Consider the following 25,994-nt stretch of genomic DNA (forward strand, 5'->3'; position numbering starts at 1 on the left):
AGCCCCGGGTAAAATACCCGGGGTTTTCTTATTAAACCCTAATAGTTTATTGTTTGAGTAATTTGAAATGACTGTTAAAATCACCCATGCGGGTGGAAATGATGTATACCCCGCGCGGCAGATTCGGATCAAGCGTGAGCTTCTCGATGTTGGTACCCTTCGCCACCTGCACGGATCGCTGCAGCAATTGCTGGCCAGTGGCCGTGGTTACGGTAATCTGAAGTTCACCGTCCAGCTCCGCATCAATGCTCAGCTCCACTTCAGAGTGGAATGGGTTCGGATATGCCTTCACCTTATTCACCGACACTTCATCGAAGTGTACCGCCTTGATGTTGAAGATCTCAAACTTGCCATCCAGGTCCACCTGCTTGAGTCGGTAGTAGCGCACGCCCTGCTTGCCGTTCTCCTTGTCCACAAAGGTATAGAGTTGCTTCAGGCTGGTCGTATTCACCTTCGACTCCACAAAACCCAGTGCTCTGAAATTCTTCGCATCACTGGAAACCTGCACCTCGAAGCCTTTGTTATCCAGCTCTGAAGCCGTCGCCCAATCGAGGACAACGTCGTTGCCGCGTTTGGTAGCGTTGAAGTAGAGGAGTTCTACTGGGAGTGGGATGATTTCGCCAGGGACGAATTGCACTAGTTGACAATTATCTGCAAGTACTACTGTTGCTATAACTTCTGTGCCGACTGGTAAGTTCTCCACAATAATTGTCTGAGTATGAATACTTCCAGGGTAAGGCTCGAAATCATCAGCTCCTGGATACTTAACAAGCCAGTTGTAAACGGCATCCGAAGGGATGGTAACACCAACAACCTCGTCAGCTACGGCTGTCAGCTCCCATTTCTCTGGTCCAACCCATTTGTGTGTAATATTTCCAGCAGCTCCGATTATCTTGGTATCCGTTACAGTTACTTCACCTACTGAGCTATTGGTACAACCAGTGAGCTTGTTTATTCCTTGTATTGTATAAGTACCTGCGGGTATGTTGTCTACGCTGATTTTATTCTCAGAATCTACAGTTAACGTGCGAGTCAGCCCATTCACAACAATTTGATAATCAACTCCAGCCTGAGGATCACTAACTTCTACTCTCGCACCATTACTTGTTAATGAGCAGTAGGATGGATTATTGAATGTCTTGGCTAGTGGTAGTGGGTTTGCAGTTAGTGTAACGGCACTACTTGCAGGAGCACAACCTGTTGCCAAATTAGACGCATTCAAGGTCATCGTTGCTGTACCCGCTCTATTCGCTCTTACAGTCGCAGTTGCTACGCCATTCGCCACACTCTGATTTACTATCACAAAATCACTTGTGTTCGAAAGTACCCAGTTAGCAGTGGTGCCTGTGTAGTCACCTGTTACAGTATATGTAGCAGTCGTAGTAGAAAGACATTTTGTTGATGTTGATTCTCCTTCTACTAGTACTGTTGCTGCTGGCTGAGGGAATACAGTTAGGTCTACTTCACGTGTAGCAGCGTTGCAACCAGTAGCAGACGTATTTTCTGACGTCAACCTCACCCTAACCGTACCGCTACCTGACACCGTCACGACACCAGTCTGGCTCACATTAGCGAGACCATTAGCCGGCTGAGTTACTACTTCCCATTTAGCCGGATAGTTTGTGGTGCCTGTAAGGTTGAAAGTAGTTAAAGTGCCCTCAACACATTTGCTCGTTATTGGCGCAACAAGTTCAGCTGTAGGTTGCGATTGTACTACTAGCGCAGCTTGATTAGATGTAACAGGTGGCGTACTGCAAGCAGAGTTAGTCGGATTACTTACCACAACATAATAATTTCCGGCATCAGCCAGTGTTAAATTAGCTATAGTAAGCGCGCTAGTTGTGGCACCGCTTATCTTACCAGTGCTGTTTGCCAATCTTGTTGCGCTTCCTGCCTTGTACCAAGCATACTGTACGTTAGTACCTGTAGCAGCTACCATAAAGGTTACATTATTACCCACACAGCTTGCCATTGGGCTATCCAGTTCTGCTGTAATGGCTGCAGCTTGTTGGACGGCAATTGTTATTATATTTGAAATTGGGGCATTGATACAATTACTACTTGGCAAGTAATCAAGCACATCGGTAGAAAACCTTGCTGTTACTTGGTCTCCATTCATGAAGCCTCCTGCTACAGCTGCATCTGTTGTAAAGGTAAAGGTATTGGAGCCTGAGTAAGTAGTGTTGTGCAATACAACATTTCCCCTAGATAACACAAAATCCAATTTCATATTAGCCACACTCCAAGGAAAGCCTGAGCCAAGTGTTGCTGTGAATGTAACCTCCCCTCCTTGACAAATTGGGTTTGGTGTTGCAGTAAGTGCTACTGTATAACCTTCTAGTACAGCGCTGTAAATCCTATTTGATTCAATACTTACAGATGAGCACAAGCTAGTAGAACGAACTTCGACCTCATAATAATCTTGAGAAGATAATCCCGCATCCGAAGTCTGATATGTATCGTTCTTCCTGTTCTGCTCATCATTTTTGCCCCATTGGTAAGAGAATGACCCTGGCGTAACTTGCCTTGCTTTCAATTCAGAACTAACTATTGGCTGGAAAAATCTGAAAGCCATAGCTTTGATTGATTCAGGAGTATTCGCTGGGAAAGGGTATGCCATATTGGGTATCGGGAAATTACCTGGTCCTGTTGGAATCAAGGCGCCGCTTCCATCTACAGGTTGACCATTCTCATTTACTAGGTATGGGTAAATGATATCACCTGGCTGCGGATCTCTATATACTGCAGTTGTATAGATTGTGCCGCCGCCACCTCTGCAGAATACGGGCGGATTTGTCGTTATTATAGCTCTGTAGGTGGAGCGCTTCAGGGTAAAGGTCTTCTCCTCATAGTTTGTACAGGCATCATTACCAGAACCAACAGTAACAGTATAGCGGATGATAACTTCTCTCGTAGTCGCTGTCCCTAACGCTGTACATGGAATGAGGGTAGCAGTTGAGGTACCGGCGGTAAAGCCTGTCAACCCGGACGGGGACACAACTGAGAAAGTGCCTCCTGTTGCTCCTGTAGGAGTGAAGGTTACATTTCCACCATCAGAATTAATGACTGAGCCAATTTCTGTAGTACCTACTCTAGCTATGAATGTAGCAACAGGCTTAGGATTCACCCTAACTACTACATTTTCGGTCAGGCCAGTACAGTTATTTGCACTGCTTGTTACTCTGTAGGTTACATTTACAAAGCTTGATGTGTTATTTGTAAATGTCTGACTGATTACCCCAGAGCCTGATACAGGTCCTTCAATTGCTATACCTTCAACTGGCTGGCGTTCCCAAGTAAAGGCAGTACCTGTAGTGGCACTTGCCGGGGTATAGCTGAACGGAGCTCCGCTACATATACTTACTGCAAGCGGAGAGTTCAGCTTTGGCGAAGGATTCACCACGACTTTTACTTCCTCCGTGCTACCTGAGCATGTACTGCCATTAGGAGCATACGTGGTTGTAAAGCGGTAAGTAACAGTAGCAGGAGAAGTGCCGGTATTTATAAGTGTCTCGTTGATACCACCTGCAACAGGCGTGATCACCGCAGCATTACTGATATTTGTCACTGCTGCCCTAGTCCAGGTATATGTGGCACCCACTGTCTCACTCTCTGGGGTGTAGGTGAAGGCAGTGCCACTGCAGACAGCAGCCGGAGTAAGCGTTGAGCTAAGCTGTGGACGTGGGTTCACTGTCACTACTACGTCCTGAGGAGGTCCAGCGCAACCATTCGTCGTCAAAGTGAAAGTATACTTGACGTTAATCGGATTAGCCGTGTTGTTAGTCAGCACATGGGTGATGCTGGCACCGGTCGTACTGGTGGTAGTGCCGTTGACTGCAGTTGTCGTAGTTATACCTGTTACAGTCTCACGCACCCAATCATACCGTGTGCTACCAGAAACAGTACTGGTTGCAGTATAGGCAAGGGGGCTACCACTACATACAGTTGTAGTCATGGGACTACTCAAAGCTGGCAGTGGATTGATAGTGACTACTAAGTTCTGAGGTTCTCCCTCACAATCATTTGCACTTGTAGTAATTTCGTAGGTTACCGTGATAGGCGAATTGGTTGTATTGGTAAGAACTTCGCTTATTGCACCGTCCCCATTAGCTGCTGCATTGCCAGCAGAAGCTACCCTCCTCCAGGAGAAGGACACGTCAGCCGTAGCACTTGTTGGGGTATAGCTGAAGGTGGCTCCACTACAAGTGCTAGCAGTTAATGGTGAATTAAGTACTGGGCTAGGATTAACTGTTACTTGTACAAGCTCAGCGGTGCCAGGACAGCCGTTGGCGCTTGCAGTAATGCGATATGTCACAACTTTAGGAGTGGCAGTGGTGTTAATTAGCGTCTCATTGATACCCCCTCCCACAGCCGTGGGCGTGGCCACGGCTGTGTTGCTGATACCTGTCACGGACGCCCTTGTCCAAGTGAAGGTGGCACCTGCTGTAGCGCTCTCTGGCGTGTAGGTGAAGGCTGTGCCGCTGCAGACTGCATCAGGCGTGAGTGTACTGCTCAGCGCTGGTTTCGGATTCACTCTCACTACTACATCTTGTGTGCTAGAACAACCTGCTGTAGTAAGCGTGTAGGTATAGGTTACATCGACTGGACTGGTCGTGGTGTTAGTTAATACTTGGTTTATCCTGGCTGTAGCACCAGTTGCAGAAGTAGCGGTAGTTGTGATACCTTCGGCTGGCTGACGAACCCAGCTGTAGGTTGTTGTACCAGTAACAGCATTTGTAGCGGTAAAGTCAAAAGCACTACCACTACAGATAGCTGCATCGGTAGGAACATTATTTATTGCTGGTATTGGATTCACACGCACCACTAGGTTCTGTGGCTCACCTATACAATCATTCCCAATAGTCCTATAGATGTATATTACATCAATTGGAGCGTTAGTAATATTTATTAAGGTCTCATTTATACTGCCTCCACCATTCGTTACTGCAGCATTGCTAATACCTTCTACACTCGCTCTTGTCCAGGTAAAGCTAGCACCCTCCACACTTCCTATTGGATTGAACTGGAATAAGGTGTTCGTACAAATCGGAATAGCTGTGCTTCCAATGTTAGTTACCTTCAATTCAGGTTTTACTGCAATATGAATTGTGTCACTAATAACCGTACAGCTACCCACTGTCGCTAGCCTTCTGTACCACCTGTCAGCTGTGTGTGCTGCAAGTACAAGATTAACTCTAGTTGAGTCTGTTATTAAAGAAAAGCTTCCTGTTGGTGTAGTTCTTTGCTGCCACTGGTATGTTACCTTACCTAAGGTAGATGTAGCATTAGTACCTTCAAGTTTTAAGGGGATTTCATTGTAACAAACAATTTGGTCTTGGCTATTTATGATATTGTTTCCAACAACAGTCTCCTGCACTGTAATGTTGTTAGACTGAGATGAACACCCATTGGCTGTTACTACTACATAATATTCACCAGCCTCATCTACACTTACAGTGCGTGCACTCACTTCATTGATAGGCAGAGATTCACCAACTTTGTACCATATATAAGCGGCTCCTGATACGCTCTGTGCTGTTAATGCTGCTCTACCAGGAGGACAGAAATACGTATTAGTGCCTTGTGTAATAGTGGCTACAGGACGTGCTATGATTCTAACACTTACAGGTATACTGTTGCTTATACAACTGCCTGAAGCTACTTTGCGTCTGTAGTAAGTTGTTTTACTAGTTGTTACCGTTTCGGTGGCAGGTGAATAATTTGCCTGGTCGTTAGGTCTACTTTCTTCAGTAGCAGCAGGTACCCAAGGACCACTGGTTGAGGCACTCTGCTCCCACAAGTACTTCACGTCATTCAAGTCACCGCCTGATAGTGTACCTGTCAATGGGTCAATGGCAACCCCGGAGCAAACGACTGGAGTTGGTGCAGAAATTTCATTGTTAATAGTAGGCGTCACCTTTACCGCGATAGGAGCTGTTGGCGCGCTTTCGCAACCACCGGCATAAACCGTTCTCCTGTAATACATGGTACCGGCTTCGGCTGTGGAAGGAGCATAGGTTGCCGAGGTGTTAGCTCCCCTGGCGTCCTCCCATGGACCACTAGCTGAGGTGCTCTGCTCCCACTTATATGTTCTAGGACGTATAGTACTACCATTATCATCTATTCCCCCTTCTACTGTTGCTGCCAGCGCATCCGCTGAAGCGACAGTGGCAAGTTGGCAATAGGCTGTACCACCTGTTATTGCTCCCTGCGTTAGCGTCGAAGTGGTGGACACGGTTACAGGGGTAGAGGTATTAGAGCAAACATTATCCGCTGAGACAACTACAGAATAGCTACCTGCTACTTCAGCTTTATAAGTGGATGACGTTGCAACTTCACCTTCTATAGGCACACCGCCTAATCGCCACTGATAAGTATAGGGAGTTTCACCTGCAGTTGCCTCTGGTGCTTTGAGTATTACCGAACCACCTTCGCAAAACATAAGTGGTGAATCATAAGTAATTTCATCAGGAGGGGTTTGTCTTATTTCAATTTCAAAACTACGAGTAAGCCTTACACCACATGGGTTTGTTGCTGCCACAGCAAAGGAAACCTTGCCTGAGGCAGGTGGCTCTATATCGAATCTTATGTTCAGAACGTTAGAACTGATGATTTCAGATGGCACAGTAGCTCCTGTACCCACTGTCCATACATAGTCAGTAAAATCTGACGGGGCAGTAAACCTCCGTGTTGTCCCACTGCATACTGAAACAGGTGCATCACCACTAAGGCTTGGGGCGCCTGTAATTGATGCAGTCTGAATGGTATGGTGCACAGTAACAATATAACCTGTCGAAGCAGCTCCAGATGGATTAGGGTTAAGCACATTGATTGATTTATCTCCGGCAATCGCCATATCCGACTCTAGTAACGTCATTTCGAGCTTCGTGGGGCTAACAAATGTAGTAGGCCTAGTGCTAGTACCGATTCGTCCAACTGCGTTTCTTGCAAAGTTGGAGCCTCGCAATGTAATTACTTGCCCAGGCATTCCAATTGTGAAACAGGCGGAAATGATTTCATCCAGTACAGGCTGGGTGCTGTTAATATTAAATACTGAGCTTATGGCTGGTTCCAGACCCGATGCAGATGCGCTCAGCCCATACCCTGTTCCAGCGGCGTCTATGCTATAATTTAAAAAGGTAACTGTCCCTTCAGAACGAGAAGTTGTCCCTGCTGTCAAATTACCGCCACCTGGGTTATTCGCTATTGTAAGAGAAACATTATTGGCAGCATTTGTTACAGTATTACCTGCCCAGTCCTGAATCAGAACGCCCATAGCAGCTATGGGGGCATATATATTTGTATTTGTCGGTTCCTGGCTAAAAGCTAATTTACGTGCACTACCATGAGTTTGAGAAATATTAGCAACTGTAGTAGGTGAAGTTAAGCCAGATACTGATATACCTGAAATAGATAATGAAACAGGTCTTACTGGCATAACTGTCCCTGCTTGGGCTTGCAAGGCAACTCCTGCAATTGAGATTCTATCAATACGGTTATTATTATTTACCGTAAATGGTATAGTTATAATATTAGATGTATATGTGACTGTACCTGTAGATACGTTTGGTGCATTATTGTTACCAGCAGCTGTAATTGTAGGCTCAACACCCGACGCCCTGAATACCCATCCAGTGGGTGCAGTCAAAGTGAATGTTCCATTTCCATTTGGAAAGTCACCACTATTTTCCTCTTGAATTACGATAGGATCTAATTGCGTGAAAGCTGCTGATGGGCCGCCTACTGCACGGTCAGCTGAAACGATAACAGTCTGTGCAGTTACAGGTACAACCGCTGCCATTAAATATACAGAACCAGCCAGAATCATCAGGCTGGTGAGAGCGATTATAAACTTCTTAGATTGGGTAAGTCTACTAATCAATCGTGTAAAATTCTTTCTCATATACTCAAAGTTTAAGGTGAGCGAAGAGCACACTATTAGGGTTTCGGTGCTTGTTTTCTGGCTACAAAAGGCAATAGGGGTCGTGCGAAGGCTCAATTGGAGCTTCGGGGGCGGATCAGGCTTCCAAAACGGGAATACCTGGTAAAAAAAATCAGGCTTTGGCTGGCCCAGCAGGCTCAGTTAGCCGGGCTTTGTCACTGAGGTGGGGGAATGAAGGGCACTAATGAGCCAGATAACGCTGACTCGCATAGACCAGCTACTTTGAACAGGCATGGTCCTGGCAAACTTTCGGCTAAATTACTCACAGGCTTTACTATTTAGGGTAGCGTACTGAACTCATGATACCTTTATTAAATATAAAAGTTTCATACTTTAGGTATAAAACTAATAAATTTTAATAAAAAAAGTTTAATTTATTAAAATAATAATCTAATAAATTGCACTGTTGTTTACCCCATGTTAAACACTTAACACTTAAAGGAATTCGCGAAGCAGGCTCTGTAAGCCAAAAAACCTAAATATGAATACTTATATATATAATAGCTTGAGTTTAAAATTGCACTGTTTTCCTTGGAATTACTCCTAAGAACTTCAGGATGAGTACGCTACTTAAAACTCATGCTAAATCAAAGGTCGGCTACGCCCCGGGCATAAGTTGCATTTGTAAGGAGTGTTTCCATGCTGTATATTGATAGCCCGTACAACATACTTTATGAAGAGAACGACCCATCTCCGCATCCGCAAAACGCACCGCTATCTGGGCCTGATCACAGGTATACAATTTGTTATGTGGACCATCGGCGGTATCTATTTCAGCTTCAGCGACATAGACGAGATCCACGGCGACCACCAGCGCAAGCCGGGCACTATGGCTCTTCAGCGTGATCTGGAACTGGCTTCGCCTGCTGAGGTGATGGCACAACTGCCTGGCACCGCTATGATAACCTCGCTCAAACTGATCGACATCCTGGGCGCGCCGCATTACCAGATCATTTATCATGCGTCTGATGATCACGCTGCACATGGAGCTGTAAACGATCATGGTCAGGTGGCCCGTACCCAACTCGCTGTAGCTGCAACCGGAGAACTGCGCCCTACCCTGAACGAACAGGAAGCCACAGAACTTGCCCGACAGAGCTTCGTGGATTCAGTTGCGGTAACCAAAGTTGAATATATCACGCAGGAGAACATAAACGGCCACCATGAGTACCGTGGCAGTGCCCTGCCAGCCTGGGCTATCACCATGGAGCACCCTACTCAAACCACCGTGTATGTGGCAGCTGAGCAAGGCGTGGTAACCAAGTTCCGTAACAACAAGTGGCGCGTGTTCGACTTCCTCTGGATGCTGCACACCATGGATTACCAGGGTCGCGACAACTTCGGCAATCTGCTCCTACGAGTGTTCTCCATCGCAGGCATTGTGACCATATTTTCAGGCTTTGCACTCTATTTTGTGAGCAGTGGCGCACGCCGCAACAAATCGACGGTATCGCATGAACACAGACGATCTGTCAATGGATAACCTGCCTTAATCTTCAATAGTCTGTCATAAAAGCCCTGCTCTAAACGGCAGGGCTTTTATTTTTGGAAAAGGCGAGGCAAAAGGGGAAATTGCATAGCTAACCTACTATCACGATCACCCTTAAAACAACTGTACCCATGAAAAAAATCTACGCGCTCGCCACGGCGGCACTGGTCTTTCTTAGCCAGTGGACAATGGCGCAGACAGACCTCTCCTACTACCTCCCGCAGGATGTGACTTACAACAAAGAGTTTCCTTCCCCCAAAGATATCCTGGGCTACAACGTAGGTGAATGGCATGTGAGTCACGACCAACTGGCGATGTACATGCGGCAAATGGCGGAACTTTCTGACCGTATCACCATCGAGGAGTATGCCCGCACACACGAGAACCGCCCGCTGTACCTGCTCACCATTACCTCCCCCGAAAACCATAAAAATATCCAACGCATCAAGGAGCAGCACCGTCAGCTGACCGACCCAAATGCATCTGGTAAACTCGACATCAAGAATATGCCGGGCGTGGTGTGGATGGGTTACAGCGTGCACGGCAACGAACCAAGCGGCAGTAATGCTTCTTTGCTGGCTGTTTACCATCTGGCCGCCGCGCAAGGACCTGAAATCGACAAGCTGCTCAGCGAAACAGTTATTTTGATCGACCCTTCTATCAACCCGGATGGACTGAACCGTTTTGCCAGTTGGGTGAACACGCACCGTGGTAAAAACCTGGTGACTGACCCTAACAGCGAGGAGTTTGCAGAGGCCTGGCCACGCGGCCGCACCAATCATTACTGGTTCGACCTGAACCGCGACTGGCTGCCGCTGCAGCACCCGGAGTCAAGGGGCAGATTGGTGAAATTTCATGAGTGGAAGCCGAACGTGCTGACCGACCACCACGAAATGGGCACCAACTCTACTTTCTTTTTCCAGCCAGGTATACCAAGCCGCAACCACCCGCTCACGCCTGCCAAAAACTACGACCTGACTAAAAAGATTGCCGGCTTCCACGCCAAGGCACTCGATAAGATTGGTTCTTTCTATTATACAGAAGAGAGTTTCGATGACTTTTATTACGGCAAAGGTTCTACTTACCCGGATGTGAATGGTGCCATCGGTATTTTGTTTGAGCAGGCGAGCTCCAGAGGCCATGCGCAGGAGAGCGTGAACGGCGTGCTGACTTTCCCTTTTACCATCCGCAACCAGTTCACGACTACCCTTTCTACTTTAGAGGCCGTGCAGAACATGCGCGAAGAGCTGCTCACCCACCAGCGTGACTTTTACCGCGATGCACTGAAAGAGTCTGCCAAGGCTCCGTTCGGAGGCTATGTGTTCAGTGCTGAAAAAGACCCGGCACGCGCCTACCACCTGGCTGAGATCATCCACCAACACCAGATCGACATTTATCGTCCTAAGGATAAATTCACGATCAATAATGTGACCTATACCCCGGAGGACAGCTACATCGTGCCAACCAACCAGCCGCAGTACAAGCTGATCGAGGGTATGTTTGAGCGCCGCACTTCGTTCCAGGACAGCCTGTTCTACGACGTGTCTGCCTGGACGCTGCCACTTGCCTTCAATCTGGAGCACGCCAACCTGACATCACGACAATTTAAAAGCAACATGCTGGGCCAGAAGCTCGCTTCCGTTGACTTCCCGGCAGGACAGGTAGTGGGCGGCAACAGCGCCTATGCCTACGCTTTTGAGTGGCACGGCTACTATGCTCCAAAAGCCCTCAACACGCTCTTTAATCATGGTTTGCAGACCAGAGTGGCCACCAATAAGTTTACCGCCGAAGGCAAGCAGTTCGACTACGGCACCATCCTTATACCTGTGATGGGGCAGCCAGTTAGTGCCGAGCGCATACACGAGTTGATGGCTCACATTGCAAAAGACAACGGCATCACCGTACACGCCATCAGCACTGGATTTACGGAGGGCATTAACCTCGGAAGCCCGGGCATCTATACCTTGCAGCAACCAAAGGTGGCCATGCTGATTGGTGACGGCGTGAACAGCAACGACGCAGGCGAAGCCTGGCACCTGCTCGACCACCGCTTCGATATCAACACCAGCCTGGTGAATGCTGAATCTGTGAACCGCATTGACCTGAGTCGTTACAATGTGATCGTGATGGCGGATGGCTCTTATGGCAGCATTTCGGAGATCGGAAGAACGAGACTGCGTACCTGGGTGCAGCAGGGCGGCACGCTGATAGGTATGGGCAATGCCACCCGCTGGCTTGCGGATAACAAGATCGGTAACTTCAGCTTTAAGCAAAGCGAGAAGACCGACACTATCCGGCTGCCATACGCCAGCATGAGCAACACGACTGGTGCGCAGGTGATAGGCGGTGCCATTTTCGAAACCAACCTCGACCTGACGCACCCGCTGGGCTATGGCTACTATAACAGCAAACTGCCCGTGTTCCGCGACAACCGTTTGTTCATGGAGCCAAGCAAGAGCCCTTATGCTAACCCTGTGGTGTATACTGCCAATCCGCTGCTGAGCGGTTACATCTCAAAACCAAACCTGAAGCAGTTGGGCAATACGGCCGCTATTTCGGTGTCCGCTTTGGGAAGTGGCAAAGTGATCGGTATGACGGATAACCCGAACTTCCGCGCCTTCTGGTTCGGCACCAACAAATTGTTCCTCAATAGCATCTTCTTCGGCCAGATCATCAGCGGAGGTTCCGCCCGTGCTGAGGAAGCAGCGCACTAAAAAGTTAAGCTATACCTGTTATACTTAAGTTGGGTAAAAGTATAGAGAAGATGAATCCAGAAGTCAAAAATGATATCGAAAAGCTGATAAGCTACTCTGTTGAATTTGCAGAGACTTTGCTGCTTAACACTGGTGAATACTACCCTTTTGGATCAAAAATTGGCTCATTAGGAGAATTAACTCCACTAAGTTTCTTTTACGAAGAAGAGCATCCTGAAAGTTTAAAGATAATAAATGGTCTTACTTCTTTCTTTGAGGAAGCTCTTAATAAGAAGGAGGTTAGAGCATATTGTATAGCCTATGATGTGCGAGTTAAAAATGAAAAGAATAACTCTGCAACAGACGCTATACTTGTATCAATCAAACATGAAGATGTTTCAGGTAAGTTGATTTACTATTACCCTTATGAGTTGGGAAATAGAAAAAAGTTGGAATTTCTTGAGCCATGGGGTGAGCACGAAAATTAAAAATACCTTTGCCCAACACAACATGGTACATAGACCAAGCTCGGACTACACCTCGATCACTTTAGGTACTAAACGAGCAGGTATAGCTATTCCCTAAATCAAGTTCTTATACCTCCATAACCGCCAGGTATAGCTTTAAATGAAAGGCCTCTCATCCAAGGTATGCAAAACCATGTTATCAAAATGAAGGGAGTAATTAAACTAGAAAGGCCAGCGCAAATGCGCTGGCCTTTCTAGTTTGTGAACGATGGACTTGGGTCTTATTTGAAGCGGTATCCTAACACAATTTCATGAGAACCTGCACTGTGGTGGCGCACAGGCGACACAGTGATATCGTAGGTATAGCTCAGCTGAAACTGCTCCTGAAACTGCACGCCTACCAGGCCTACAATGGCATCCTGGGTGCGGTAAGAGATACCTGCCCATACCTGGTCGTCGTACACTGTTTTCTGGCGGCGCTTGCTCATATGGTAGGCGGCTTTCACGTTAAAGTCAGCCTGGATTGGAGCACCCTGCACATACTTGAGCAAAGCGGAAGGCATCAGGCGGATCTTGTCATGCACATCAAAGTTATACCCACCAGACACAAACAAGTGGCGCGACAGGCGGCTTACTTCTTCTCCCCCATCCACTTCATGTATCTTGTTGCCAAGCACCTGAAACAGGGAAACGCCGAAGTAAAAATCTTCTGAGTGCATGAACGTGCCGAGCGTCAGGTCGGGCATAAAAGCGTCTACGCGGCCATGGTTGGTCACGGGGTCACGCTCGTTAGAGCCGTCTGCCAGGCGCACCTTAGCTGGGTCGAAACGGAACTGCTGGAAACCGGCAGAAAAGCCAGACGATAGGAATATCTTGCGGTTCAGCGGCACATGGTAAGCGTAGGAAGCCAGCGCACCGGTACGCGTGGTTGGACCTGTTTGGTCGGTGTAGACCATACCGCCTGCCCCATGGAAGCCCTGTGCCTTGCGGCTTCGCTTCAGGTGCTTGTTGAACAAAGCTCCCTCTCCACTCACATAAAAGGTTTTTGGAGCTCCCTCAAAGCCAACCCACTGGTTGCGATAGCCCATTTTGATGCTTACATCCTTCTCAAACCCGGCTACTGCCGGGTTGAGAATGAAGTAATTGGTCATGTACTGTGAGTAAAGGGCTTTCTGCTGGGCTGATGCGGTGAAGGCGATCAGCAGGAAGCAGAGAATTAATATATTATTTTTCATAACGGTCTCTTTCTAAAATGGCGAAACTTAACGCATGATGGTCACTGATGTCTTGACAGCCGGCGTATCGTCACCGAACTCGATGATAGCGTAGTAGGTACCGTCTGGCAGTCGCTTGCCCTTGTTCGTACCGTCCCACTCTTTGCCATACCCTTTCGATTCGAATACCGGGCTACCCCAGCGGTTGTAAACCGTGACGCGGCAGTTAGGGTAAGTTTCCGGCAGGTTGCGGATCACCCACGTGTCGTTGATACCGTCGCCGTTTGGTGTGAAACCGTTCGGAATATCGAGTTCGCCGAGGCTTGTTACATCAAACTCGACTTCTGTGATACAGCCGTTGGCATCGCGTACCTTCAGGTAGTGCTTACCACCGCGCAGGTTCAGGAACTCCGACTCGTTTACAAATTCTGCTCCGTTTAGTGAGTAGACGTATGGTGCCGTACCGCCGCTGATCGTGCTCACTTTGGCACTACCTGAGTTAGGCTTACCCGGCATGCCATCGTTCACAGTCATCTCTACCTGCAGTGCAGCCGGTTCCGTAATCTCCACAGCACCCAACGTAATGGTGCAGGTAGAAGAGAAGCGGGTTACCACCTGGTAAGTACCTTTGGCCAGTCCGGTGAACTCCGGTGTTTTCTGGAAGGTCTTGCCGTTGTCGATGCTATACTCTGTGTTCGCATCGCCGCCGGTCGCCTCGATCAGGATCGTACCGTTCTTGTCCCCAAAGCAGCTGATATGGCTAACCTGCGCTATTTTGCTGGAGAGACCAACTACTGTTACCGGAACTGAGAAGGTACAGCCTTTGGCATCTTTCACGATCAAGGTATAGCTACCGGCTGCTACATTCGCCAGTGTGGCTGAAGCAGAGAAGTTAGTACCATCGAGTGAGTAGGTATAAGGAGCTGTGCCGCCTGTTACTCCCGTCACGACAACCTCACCGGCTTTGTCGCCACAAGTGGCAGCAGAAACCGTGAACTTCGCGTCGGTCAGCATCGGGCTGTTTTCCAGTGTTACCGTCTCGATCAGAATACAGCCGCTGGCGTCTTTCACCGTCACCTGGTACTCACCTTCAGCCAAGCCAGTAAAGTTCGGCTCAGACACAAAGTTGGTTCCGTCGATGCTGTAGGTATAAGGCGCAGCTCCACCCACAATCTCGCTTATGGCGATGCGGCCGTTGCGTTCACCACAGCTGGCATCGGTGCCTGTTGCCGTGAAGCTTTCTACACCGCCACTAGACGTTACCGTTTGCTCTACCGTGATGGCACAGCCTTCGGCGTCTTTGATCGTGATAGTATAAGCACCTGCTGCCAGGTTAGCGAAAGTAGCTGAATTCTGGAAGCTGCCACCGTTCAGGCTGTAGGTATAAGGGGCCGTGCCACCGTCTACTGCCGTTACCGTGATCGAACCGTTCGTCTCGCCGCAGGCAGCTTTGTTTGCTGTAAGCGTCGCTTCTTTCGGGCCTTTCTGGCCAACTGTCACAGTTGTTACTGCGCTGCAGCCATTGGCATCTTTCACCGTCACTTCGTACTCACCCGGAGCCAGCGATGCAAAAGCAGCTGAAGCCTGGAAAGTAGTGCCATTGATGGAGTAGGTATAAGGAGCTACACCGCCAGTTACCTGGCTTACATTGATGGCTCCGTCATTCGCGTCGCAGGAAGCAGCGGTTGCAGTTGCAGTCAGGGCCGAAGGACCCGCTACGTTGCCTACCACTACTTTCTTGTCGATTGTACAGCCGTTAGCATCTTTTACTGTGATGGTGTGCTCACCTGCCGCTACCGAAACAAATGCCGCATCACTTTGGAAAGCTCCGCCGTTCAGGCTGTAGGTATAAGGAGCAGTTCCTCCTTTTACACCGCTTGCTACAATGCCGCCGTTGGCTGCGCCGCAGGTTGCTGTAGAGGCCGTCAGCGCAAATTCAGTCGGACCGGCAATGTTCTCGATCACCACCGCTTTGCTGAAAGTACAGCCGTTGGCGTCTTTGATGTATACTGTGTGGTTGCCTGCCGCCATACCTATCAGCTCAGCTGAAGCCTGGAAGTCAGATCCATCCTTGCTGTAGGTATAAGGTGAACGGCCTCCGGTTACCGCACCAATCGTTACGCTGCCGTTGCTAGCACCGCAGGTAGAAGCTCTGGTTGTCGTGGCAAATGCTGATGGGCCGTCGGCGTTCGTTACCGTCACCGCTTTCGCGAAGGTACAGCCGTTGGCATCCTTCACCGTCACCAGGTACTCACCAGCAGCTAAGCTTGTGAAGCTGGCTGATGTCCGGAAGTTGGTACCGTTGATGCTGTAGGTATAAGGAGCTGTTCCGCCTGTCACGTTGCTCACGTTGATCTGTCCGTTGCTGTTGCCGCAGGTTGTGTTCTCGGCTGAAGCGGTCAGGTCAGATGGACCAGCCACGTCGCTGATCGTAATGGTCTCGGTGTGCGTACAGTCGTTGGCGTCTTTTACTGTGATGGTGTACTCTCCTGCCATCAGACCTGAGAAGCTGGCCGCGCTTTGGAAGGCGCCGCTGTTCAGACTGTAGGTATAAGGAGCCACACCGCCGTTTACTGATGTGATTCGGATGCTGCCATTGTCGCTGCCGCAAGTTGAGTTGCTGGTAGCGGCAACAAAGCTGCCCGGACCGTCTTTCTCAACTTTCACGGTAGTCGTTGTTTCGCAACCGTTGGCGTCGCGCACGGTCAGGGTATACTCGCCAGAGGCCAGTGCTGTGAATGCTGTTCCGGACTGGAATGCACCACCATTCAGGCTGTAGGTATAAGGAGCTGTGCCACCTGTTACCGTGCCCGCTGTGATGCGGCCGTCGTTGTCAGCACAGGTTGCGGCCTGCGCGCTCGCCGCTACCGCAGAAGGTCCTGCGATATCCGTTACCGTGAAGGCTTTGGCGAAGGTACAGCCGTTGGCATCTTTTACCGTAATGGTATGGCTTCCGGCAAGCAGACCTGTGAAGGTAGCCGCAGCTTGGAAGTTCACACCATCGATGGAGTAAGAATAAGCTCCCGTTCCACCTGAGACATTCGTCACCGTCAGTTCACCGTTTGCCGCACTACAGGTAGAGGCTTTAGTAGAAACAGTCAGGTCAGCAGGACCAGCGATGTTGTCAACTACGATCTCTTTGCTGAAAGTACAGCCGTTGGCATCCTTCACAGTCACCGTATGTTTGCCGGCCAGCACACCTTCGAAAGTAGTGCCTTGCTGGAAGTTAGTACCGTCGATGCTGTAGGTATAGCCACCTGCCACACCAGTTACGCCTGTCACGCTGATCGTGCCGTTGGCGCTGCCGCAGGTAGAAGCCGTGCTAACCAGGATCATATCGCTTGGACCAGGCACATCTTCTATCGTCACAACTTTAGCAATTGTACAGCCGTTGGCATCTTTCACCGTAATCGTGTGCTCGCCTGCCAGTAGACCGGTCAGGGTAACTGATTCCTGGAAGTTCACGCCGTCTTTGCTGTAGGTATAAGGCGCTGTGCCTTCTGTTACGTCACCCACTGTTACGGTTCCGTTCGCACGACCGCAGCTCGAAGACTGGGCAGAAGCTACAAAGTCAGACGGACCCGGGATGTTCTCCAGTGTAACTGACTGGGTATAGATACAGCCATTGGCGTCCTTCACCGTCACCTGGTAGGCTCCGGCAGCCAGAGAGGCAAAAGTAGCTGTGCTCTGGAAGTTGGCACCGTCGATGCTGTAGGTATAAGGAGCCGTTCCGCCGGTCACGCCACTGATGGCGAACGAAGCGTTTGCATCACCGCAGGTGCTTGCTTTTGGCGCAATAGCCAGTGCCGATGGACCCGCGATATCGCTTACCTGCACTTGTGTTGCGTAGGTACAGCCTTTCGCGTCCTTCACCGTGATGGTGTGCGTTCCGGCTATAAAGCCAGTCAGCGTAGCCGAAGTCTGGAAAGTAGTGCCATCTTTACTATAGGTATAAGGTGCAAATCCGCCGGTTACTTCACCCACTGTGATCGTGCCGTTGTTGCTTCCGCAGGTAGTGGCAGTGGTTGTAGCAGCGAAGTTGGTTGGGATGTTCTTGGTTACACTAACTGTTCTGGTTATTGTACAGCCGTTGGCATCTTTCACCGTCAGGGTATAGCTTCCGGAGGCAAGGCCTGTGAAAGAAGTGCCTGTCTGGAAAGTGGTACCGTTGATGCTGTAGGTATACGGCGCTACACCGTCTGTCACAGCACCTGCCGTGATGGAGCCATCGTTGTCAGCACAACTTGCTGCACCCGATGTGGCCGCCACTGCAGTAGGTCCGCCAGTGTTTATGATTGTAAAGGATTTCGCGAAGATACAGCCGTTGGCGTCTTTCACTGTGATGGTGTGCGAACCCGCTGCAAATCCTGACAGTGTCAGCTCCGTTTGGAAGTTCACCCCGTCTTTGCTGTAGGTATAAGGAGCCGTTCCGCCCGTTGTGCCTGTAATGGACAGTTCACCATTTGCCGCGCCGCAAGTAGAGGCTTTGGCAGTGGCTACCAGATCAGATGGACCAGCAATATCATTCACTGTGATCTCTCTGCTCAGGGTACAGCCATTGGCATCTTTTACCGTCACGGTATACTTCCCTGCCAACACCGACTCAAAGCGGGTTCCAGCCTGGTAAGTTGTACCGTTGATCGAGTAGGTATAAGGAGCTGTGCCACCGGTAACGCCATTCACGGTTACCACACCGTTGGCGCTGCCGCAGGTAGAAGCTGTGCTGGCCAGTGTCAGTTCGCTTGGTCCCGGGATGTCAGTTACTTCGATGGTCTTGGCAACCAAGCAACCGTTTTTATCTTTCACGGTGATGGTATACTCGCCTGCTGCCAGCGAACCGAAGTTGGCTGATGTCTGGAAGTTAGACCCGTCTTTGCTGTAGGTATAAGGGGCCGTGCCGCCTACCACATCGCTGATGCTGATGGTTGCGTTGCTGTTTCCGCAGGTAGACGAAGCGCCAGCCACTTTGAAGTCAGATGGTCCGGCGATGTCCTGCACTTCAACCGTTACCGTACCGATACAGCCGTTGGCGTCTTTCACTGAAACCGCGTACTCCCCTGCCTTCACATTAGCAAAAGTAGTCGTGCTCTGGAAAGTCGTGCCGTCGATGCTGTAGGTATAAGGGGCTACGCCACCAGTTACCGCTCCCACCGAAATGCTGCCGTTATTGGCGCCGCAGGTAGTGGCTTTGGTCGAGGCTGTGAACTGTGGACCTGCCACGTTCTCCAGCGTAACTGACTTGGTGAACTCGCAACCTTTCGCGTCGCGTACCGTGATGCGGTGAGCGCCTGCTGCCAATCCACTGAAGGTAGTGCCTGACTGGAAGCTGCCGTTGTTGATGCTATAGGTATAGGCACCCGTACCACCCGTAACCGTGCCCACTGTGATGCTACCGTCACTGCGACCGCAGGTAGATGGCACTGTCGTGTGAGCGAAGTTGGTTGGAACATTCTCGCCTACTGTAACAGCGCGCGTCACGATACAGCCGTTGGCATCTTTCGCAGTCAAGGTATAGCTTCCGGAAGCCAGGCCTGTGAAAGCCGTTCCTGACTGGAAAGTGGTACCGTTGATGGAGTAGGTATAAGGAGCCGTGCCGCCCGTTACCGCACCCGCCGTAATCGTACCGTCGTTGTCGTTACAGCTGGCTGGCGTAGCCGAAGCTGCCACCGCCGTTGGACCGCCGATGTTGGCTACCGTAACAGACTTGGTGAAAGTACAGCCGTTGGTATCTTTTACAGTTATAGTGTGCGTGCCCGCTGCAAAACCGGTCAGGGTTGTTTCAACCTGGAAGTTCACGCCATCCTTGCTGTAGGTATAGCCAGTTGCTCCGCCTGTCACGCCAGTCACTGTAATCTCGCCGTTGCTGGTGCCGCAGGTAGTCGCTTTGGTAGTGGCAGTCAGCTCAGTTGGTCCGGCGATATTTTCCACCACAACCTCTTTGCTGAACGTACAGCCGTTAGCATCTTTTACCGTGATGGTATAAGTACCCGCCAGCACCGTTCCGAAAGAAGCTGTAGCCTGGAAGTTGTTGCCATCTATACTATAGGTATAAGGAGCCGTGCCACCTACTACATTGTTCACAGAAACAGAACCGTTGGCGCTGCCGCAGGTAGAGGCTTTCGAAGCAAGCGTCAGGTCGGATGGACCAGCGATGTCGGTCACTTCTACTTCTTTCGTTGCTGTACAGCCGTTGGCGTCTTTTACTGCGATCGTGTAAGTGCCGGCTGCCAGATTTGCGAAGCTTGAGCCACTCTGGAATGTACCGCCGTTGATGCTGTAGGTATAAGGGGTCGTACCGCCGTTTACCTCGCTCACACTGATGCGTCCGTTGCTGGCGCCGCAGGTAGAGGCCTGGGCTGTTGCCGTAAAGTTCGGACCTGCAATGTTACTTACTGCCACGTCTTTGGCAAAGGTACAGCCGTTGGCATCGCGCACCGAGATGCTGTAGGTTCCTTCCGCCAAACCAGTGAATGTAGTCGAAGTCTGGAAAGCGACGCCGTCGATGCTGTAAGTATAAGGCTCTACGCCACCGCTCACGTTCGTCACCGTCAGCTGACCGTTCGGGTTACCGCAAGTCGAGGAAGTGGCAGAGGCAGTCAGGTTAGATGGTCCGGCCACATCGCTCACTGCAATCTGGCGGGTTATGATACAGCCTTTGGCATCCTTCACCGTGATGGTGTGCGTTCCGGCCACAAAGCCAGTCAGCGTAGCAGAAGCCTGGAAAGTCACACCATCCTTGCTGTAGGTATAAGGAGCCGTGCCGCCCGTTACTGTACCAACCGTGATCGAGCCGTTGTTGCTTCCGCAAGTGGAGGCTGTCGTGGTAGTGGCAAAGTTGGTTGGGATGTTCTTGTTGATCGTAACTGCTCTAGTCACAATACAGCCGTTGGCATCTTTCGCCGTCAAAGTATAGTTACCAAAAGCCAGGCCTGTGAAAGCTGTTTCGCTCTGGAAGGTCGTACCGTTAATTGAGTAGGTATAAGGAGCCGTACCGCCTGTAACTGCACCGGCCGTGATGGAGCCGTCGTTATTGGCGCAACTTGCCGCAGCTGAAGTAGCAGCCACTGCTGTAGGACCGGCAACGTTGGTCAGGGTGAGCGATTTGGCAAACGTACAGCCATTCGCATCTTTTACCGTAATGCTGTGGGCACCTGCCGCCAAACCTGTGAAAGTAGCCGAAGTCTGGAAGTTTACACCGTCTTTGCTGTAGGTATAGCTCGTGGTGTTGCCCGTCACGCCAGTCACTGCGATTTCTCCGTTTGCCGCGCCGCAAGTGGTCGCTTTCAAAGTAGCCGTGAAATCAGTTGGGCCGGCAATGTTGGTAACAGCTATCTGTTTCGCAACAGTACAGCCGCTTTTGTCTTTTACGGTGATGGTGTATGTGCCTTCAGCCAAAGCTCCAAAAGTAGTTGAGGCCTGGAAGTTGGTGCCGTCCTTGCTGTAGGTATAGCCGGAAGCACCACCCGCAACAGCACCTACTACGATGGAGCCATTGCTGGCACCGCAAGTAGCTGTATTGGCTGTCAGCACAAAATCTGTTGGTCCGACTACGTCTTCCACCACCACATCTTTCGCGAAAGTACAACCCTTCGCATCCTTCACAGCGATATTGTAAGTACCCGCTCTCAGCGTTCCGAAGTTGTTAGACGTTTGGAACGTTCCGCCATTTATGCTGTAGGTATAGCCTGACGTACCACCCGCAACAGCTGTTACCCGGATACTGCCGTTGTTGCGACCGCAAGAGGTTGTGGTTACAGAAGCCGTAAAATCAGAAGGGCCCGCTACATCCGTCACCACTACTGCTTCGGTGTACGTACAGCCATTGGCATCTTTCACCGTTACATTGTAGGTTCTGGCAGTCAGTGTAGTGAAGGTAGCGGTTGCCTGGAAGTTGGTGCCGTCTATACTATAGGTATAACCATCTTTTCCACCCGTCACACCCGTTACCGTAAGTGCACCATTCGGATTGCCGCAGCTCGATGCCGTTGCAGACGCTACCAGGTCAGTAGGACCTGCTTCGTTACTAACCGCTATCTGGCGCGACACCACACAGCCCTTTGAGTCTTTCACCCAAACAGTATGCGTAGTAGCGGAGAAGCCGGTTAGTGTCGGGCTGTTCTGATAGGTTACGTTGTCTTTACTATAGGTATAAGTCCCTGAACCGCCTGTTACCGTACCCACCGTGATCGTACCGTTGCTGTTGCCGCAGGTAGATGGGTTGGTCGTGAAGGCGAAGGTAGTCGGCACGTTCGTACCCACCGTTACCGAGCGGGTCACGGTACAGCCATTGGCATCCTTCGCTGTTACGGTGTAAGGTCCTGCAGCAAGTCCGCTAAACACCTTACCAGCCTGGAAAGTAGTGCCGTTAATGGAGTAAGTCATGATGCCGGTACCGCCTGTCACGGTTCCTACTGTAATGGTACCGTCGTTGTTGCGGCAACTGGCAGCCTGTGCAGTAGCCGTTACCGCCGTTGGACCGGCCACGTTCGTAAGCGTGAAGGTTCTGGAGAAACGGCAGTTGTTGACGTCTTTTACGGTAATGGTATGGTTGCCTATAGCCAGGCCAGAGAAAACAGCAGAGTTCTGGAAGTTCACACCGTCTTTACTGTAGGTATAGGTGCCCGTTCCGCCTGTCACACCGGTTACCGTGATCTGTCCATTTGCAGCACCACAGGTGGTGTTGTCCACAGTGGCGGCAAAGTTGCTAGGGCCAGCCACATCGCCTACTGTTACTTCTTTAGTGAACGTACAGCCGTTAGCGTCTTTTACGGTGATGCTATACTTGTCGGCAAGCAAACCAGAAAAGACATTGGAGTTCTGGAAATTACCGCCGTTAATGGCATAGGTTTTGGTGCCCGTGCCGCCGGTTACAGTTCCTATGGTAATGCTACCGTTGGTGCCGCCACAGGTAGAGGATGCCGCTGTGAAAGCAAAATCGGATGGGCCTGGCACGTTGCTGATGCTCACCGTTTTTGAGATGGTACAGCCACGCGCATCCTGCACCGTGATGGTATAGGTTCCGGCTGCAAAACCAGTCAGGGTCGCATCGTCCTGGAACGTGGTGCCATTTCTGCTATACTTATAAGGAGACACACCGCCCACAATATTGCTCACCAGCACGCTACCATTCGGGTTGCCGCAGGTTGCTGCAGTTGGAGTCAGCGTGAAGTCTGTTGGCGTCACCTGCTCTACTCGTACTGAAGTAGTTACAGTACAGCCATTGGTATCACGGGCCGTTAAGGTATAGTTACCGGAAGCAAGACCTGTAAAAGTAGTGCCTGCCTGGAACGTAGTGCCGTTGATGGAGTACTCTTTCGTGCCTGTGCCGCCTGTTACAGCTCCTGCTGTAATGGTACCGTCGTTGTTGCGGCAGCTGGCGGAAGTGGAAGTAGCCGCTACTGCTGTAGGACCGGCCACATTCGTCAGCGAAACAGACTTGGAGAAAGTACAGCCATTGGCATCCTGTACCGATACATTATAAGTACCCGCAGCCAGGCCTGTAAAGGTGGCTGACGACTGGTAAGCTCCACCGTTGATAGAATAAGTGAAGGTTTTGTTTCCGCTGGAAACCACATTGCTTACCACGATCTGCCCGTTGCTGTTGCCACAAGTTGAAGAAGTTGGCGTAGCGGTGAAGTTGGTCGGGCCTGATATGTTGCTTACCGTTACTGACTTGCTAAACACACAGCCCTTCGAATCTCTCACCCAAACCGTGTGCGTACCGGCAGCAAAGCCGGTGAGGAGCGTAGATGACTGGTAGGTTTGGCCATTCTTACTGTACTCCAGTTCGCCTACACCTCCTACTACACCGGAGATCGTTACAGTACCGTTCGGATTGCCGCAGGTAGAGGAGGCAGGTGTAGCTGTAAAGTTGGTGATGGAAGCCTGCGCCACTGTTACCGAAGTGGTTACAATACAGCCATTGGCATCCTTTGCCGTCAGGGTATAGTCGCCGGAAGCGAGGCCCGTGAAGGTGGTGCCTGCCTGGAACGTAGTGCCGTTGATGGAGTACTCCTTCGTGCCTGTTCCGCCTGTTACAGCTCCTGCTGTAATGGTACCGTCGTTGTTGCGGCAACTGGCAGGATTTGACGTGGCCGCAACTGCAGTCGGACCAGGTGTATTGGTCAGCGTGAAGGATTTGGCAACTGTACAGCCGTTGGCATCCTTAACTGTGATAGTGTGGTTGCCCACAGCAAGTCCTGTAAAGGTATTGCTCGTCTGGAAGTTCGTTCCGTCCTTGCTGTAGGTATAGTTGGCCGTTCCGCCCGTCACATTATTGACAATGATTTGCCCGTTGGCATTGCCGCAAGTAGTATTAGTCGGCGTGGCCGTGAAGTCAGCCGGGCCGTTTACTTGCGTTACACTAAACGACTGTGTAATAGCACAGCCTTTTTCGTCCGTTACAGTCACCGAGTAGGCGCCAGCCGAAAGACCATTTATAGTAGCTGTTGTCGCACCATTGCTCCAGCTGTAGCGCAAGGCACCCTGCGCGCCTGTTACGTTTGCCGTGATGGTGCCCAGTGTGCCATTACAGATTACCGGCGTGCCTGTCAGGGTAACCTCCATCTTATAGAAGGTGATACGCGTAGTGCTGCGCACCGGCGAGCAGTTTCCGTTGCCTGTTGACTCTAGGGTAAGCGTGACAGTCCCGGCAGTGATATCTGCAGCTGAAGGCGTGTAAATTGCGTTCAGATCGTCTCTGTTAGAGAAAGTGCCGCTACCACTTGTGCTCCAGCGGCCTCCGAGGGCTGCTGTTACAGTACCTCCCAGCTGAACTGTGCCCGAAGAGCATACCAGTTGATCTGCTCCGGCATTCGCGGTAAGGTTGGTCACTACATTTACTGTGGCTGAAAACTCTTTACAGTTAGTAGAGTTTTTGGGTACCACTGCGAATTTGTAAGTACCGACAGCAGGAGCGGTATAAGAGATACCCCGTCCGACTTCGGTGCCGCTTGAGTTATACCAGAAGTAATCGAAGCCTGCTGCCTGATCGCCGCCTGTTACACTGCCTGTAAGCAGCACACTACTTCCTCCCGGACAGATAATGGCTGGTTGAGGCCCTACAGTAACGACAGGTTCTGGATGAAAGTACACCCTAACCTCATCGTAATGAGAAGAAGAAGTCGCGCACTCACTTGGTCTTACTGAACCTGTAACTCTATAGTCTACATACTCCGGCGCAGAAGCATCGGGTGTAACCATCGGGTTTGCAGCATGAATATCACTCAAAAACTTTTCGAATCCGCGTCCAGAAATATCCTGCCAGGTGATAGTACCATCATCCAGGAAAGTGGCTGGCGCGCGAAGTTGGGCGGAACATCCACCTACTACAGAGATATCACCTTGTGGCTCAAAAGCAGCTAGCGATGTGATAGAATATATGTTGGCATTACCTCCGGGTTTACAGATCGTTAGCGTTATATATTTACTCTCCGTCCTCGGAATACACATTGCCTGCCCAACTGGAAACACTTGCGTGCCGCAGTCAACTGTATAGCCCATTGAACCGCCAGACTCTGCCCCTGACAATACATCCAGTTCTACCTGTGCGGCATCCTTGTCTAGGATGACGATAAATTGGATACATTCACCTTTATCTACATTACAGGCTATACCCTTTCTTTTAACTTCTGGTGACTGCCAATAGCCGTTGGGCTTACCTGTCAGGTCAATGGTATAGGTAGGCACCTGATTATTTCCTTGCGCAAACACATCAGGGGATGCTACCAGCTGTAACATCCCTAAGAGTAAAATCGCAAGAAGGTGAGAAATTTTTTGAGTAAAGTTTATCTCCATATAGGCAGGGTTAATGTTTCAACTAATTCAAGGGTCTTCATATATTTGAGAAAGTAGATTAAACTGCATAAAGTAACACGCCACTTAGGTATATCCCCTAAATATCAAATATCACTTTACCTTTATACATTTTTAATAATAATTAATAAACCAAGTTATATTAGGAATAAATCAAAAATATCCGCTTAAAAATAACACAATAGAATACAGAAGCTACCTCTAAAATAAAAAGCCAACAAAGGTGATTATTGCTTATCTAGCACACATTTACATTCAATTCAGACCAATTATCTGATTATTGGCAAGTCAAAACTATGCAAATTTTATTTAATAGAAAGGAATAAACAAACAAAAGGTAACTATACTTTTTCAAAGTTCATACTTAAATATATA

General features: G+C 49.9%; 6 protein-coding genes. 3 read left to right on the plus strand and 3 right to left on the minus strand.

Translation table 11 applies throughout. The features are described 5' to 3' along the window. Nucleotides 1-46: 46 nt before the first annotated feature. Nucleotides 47-7,903, minus strand: coding sequence for a PKD-like domain-containing protein (locus tag L1278_RS00220; protein WP_253400500.1), 7,857 nt, complete (start codon nucleotides 7,901-7,903; stop codon nucleotides 47-49). A 712-nt stretch (nucleotides 7,904-8,615) separates the two neighbouring features. Between L1278_RS00220 and L1278_RS00225 the strand changes: the two genes are divergently transcribed. The 3 genes from L1278_RS00225 to L1278_RS00235 all read left to right on the plus strand — a co-directional run bounded on the left by L1278_RS00225 (nucleotide 8,616) and on the right by L1278_RS00235 (nucleotide 12,612). Then, the gene (locus L1278_RS00225) at nucleotides 8,616-9,425 is read left to right on the plus strand and encodes a PepSY domain-containing protein (protein ID WP_253400501.1); all 810 of its coding nucleotides are present in this window, start codon (nucleotides 8,616-8,618) and stop codon (nucleotides 9,423-9,425) included. Nucleotides 9,426-9,562: 137 nt separating this feature from the next. Next, nucleotides 9,563-12,145: a M14 family metallopeptidase gene (locus tag L1278_RS00230; RefSeq protein ID WP_253400502.1), complete on the plus strand. Its 2,583-nt coding sequence runs from the start codon at nucleotides 9,563-9,565 to the stop codon at nucleotides 12,143-12,145. 50 nt (nucleotides 12,146-12,195) lie between these two features. Continuing rightward, entirely contained in the window at nucleotides 12,196-12,612 is a 417-nt protein-coding gene (locus L1278_RS00235; RefSeq protein WP_253400503.1) for a hypothetical protein, read from the plus strand. A gap of 260 nt (nucleotides 12,613-12,872) precedes the next feature. On the opposite strand, the gene L1278_RS00240 is transcribed toward L1278_RS00235, so the two are convergent. Next, nucleotides 12,873-13,826 carry a type IX secretion system membrane protein PorP/SprF gene (locus L1278_RS00240; RefSeq protein WP_253400504.1) on the minus strand — a complete coding sequence of 318 codons (954 nt, stop codon included), beginning with the start codon at nucleotides 13,824-13,826 and terminating at the stop codon, nucleotides 12,873-12,875. Nucleotides 13,827-13,853: 27 nt separating this feature from the next. After that, a complete protein-coding gene (locus L1278_RS00245) occupies nucleotides 13,854-25,544 on the minus strand; it encodes a gliding motility-associated C-terminal domain-containing protein (RefSeq protein WP_253400505.1) in 11,691 nt (3,896 codons plus the stop codon). Between the last annotated feature and the right edge of the window lie 450 nt (nucleotides 25,545-25,994).

Source organism: Pontibacter sp. HSC-36F09, assembly GCF_024171605.1.
In the GTDB taxonomy this organism is placed as follows: domain Bacteria; phylum Bacteroidota; class Bacteroidia; order Cytophagales; family Hymenobacteraceae; genus Pontibacter.

What these genes read in the sequence shown, in the direction of transcription:
- L1278_RS00220 (WP_253400500.1), bottom strand. Translation starts at nt 7,903, where the DNA reads ATGAGAAAGAATTTTACACGATTGATTAGTAGACTTACCCAATCTAAG.
- L1278_RS00225 (WP_253400501.1), top strand. Translation starts at nt 8,616, where the DNA reads ATGAAGAGAACGACCCATCTCCGCATCCGCAAAACGCACCGCTATCTG.
- L1278_RS00230 (WP_253400502.1), top strand. Translation starts at nt 9,563, where the DNA reads ATGAAAAAAATCTACGCGCTCGCCACGGCGGCACTGGTCTTTCTTAGC.
- L1278_RS00235 (WP_253400503.1), top strand. Translation starts at nt 12,196, where the DNA reads ATGAATCCAGAAGTCAAAAATGATATCGAAAAGCTGATAAGCTACTCT.
- L1278_RS00240 (WP_253400504.1), bottom strand. Translation starts at nt 13,826, where the DNA reads ATGAAAAATAATATATTAATTCTCTGCTTCCTGCTGATCGCCTTCACC.
- L1278_RS00245 (WP_253400505.1), bottom strand. Translation starts at nt 25,544, where the DNA reads ATGTTACAGCTGGTAGCATCCCCTGATGTGTTTGCGCAAGGAAATAAT.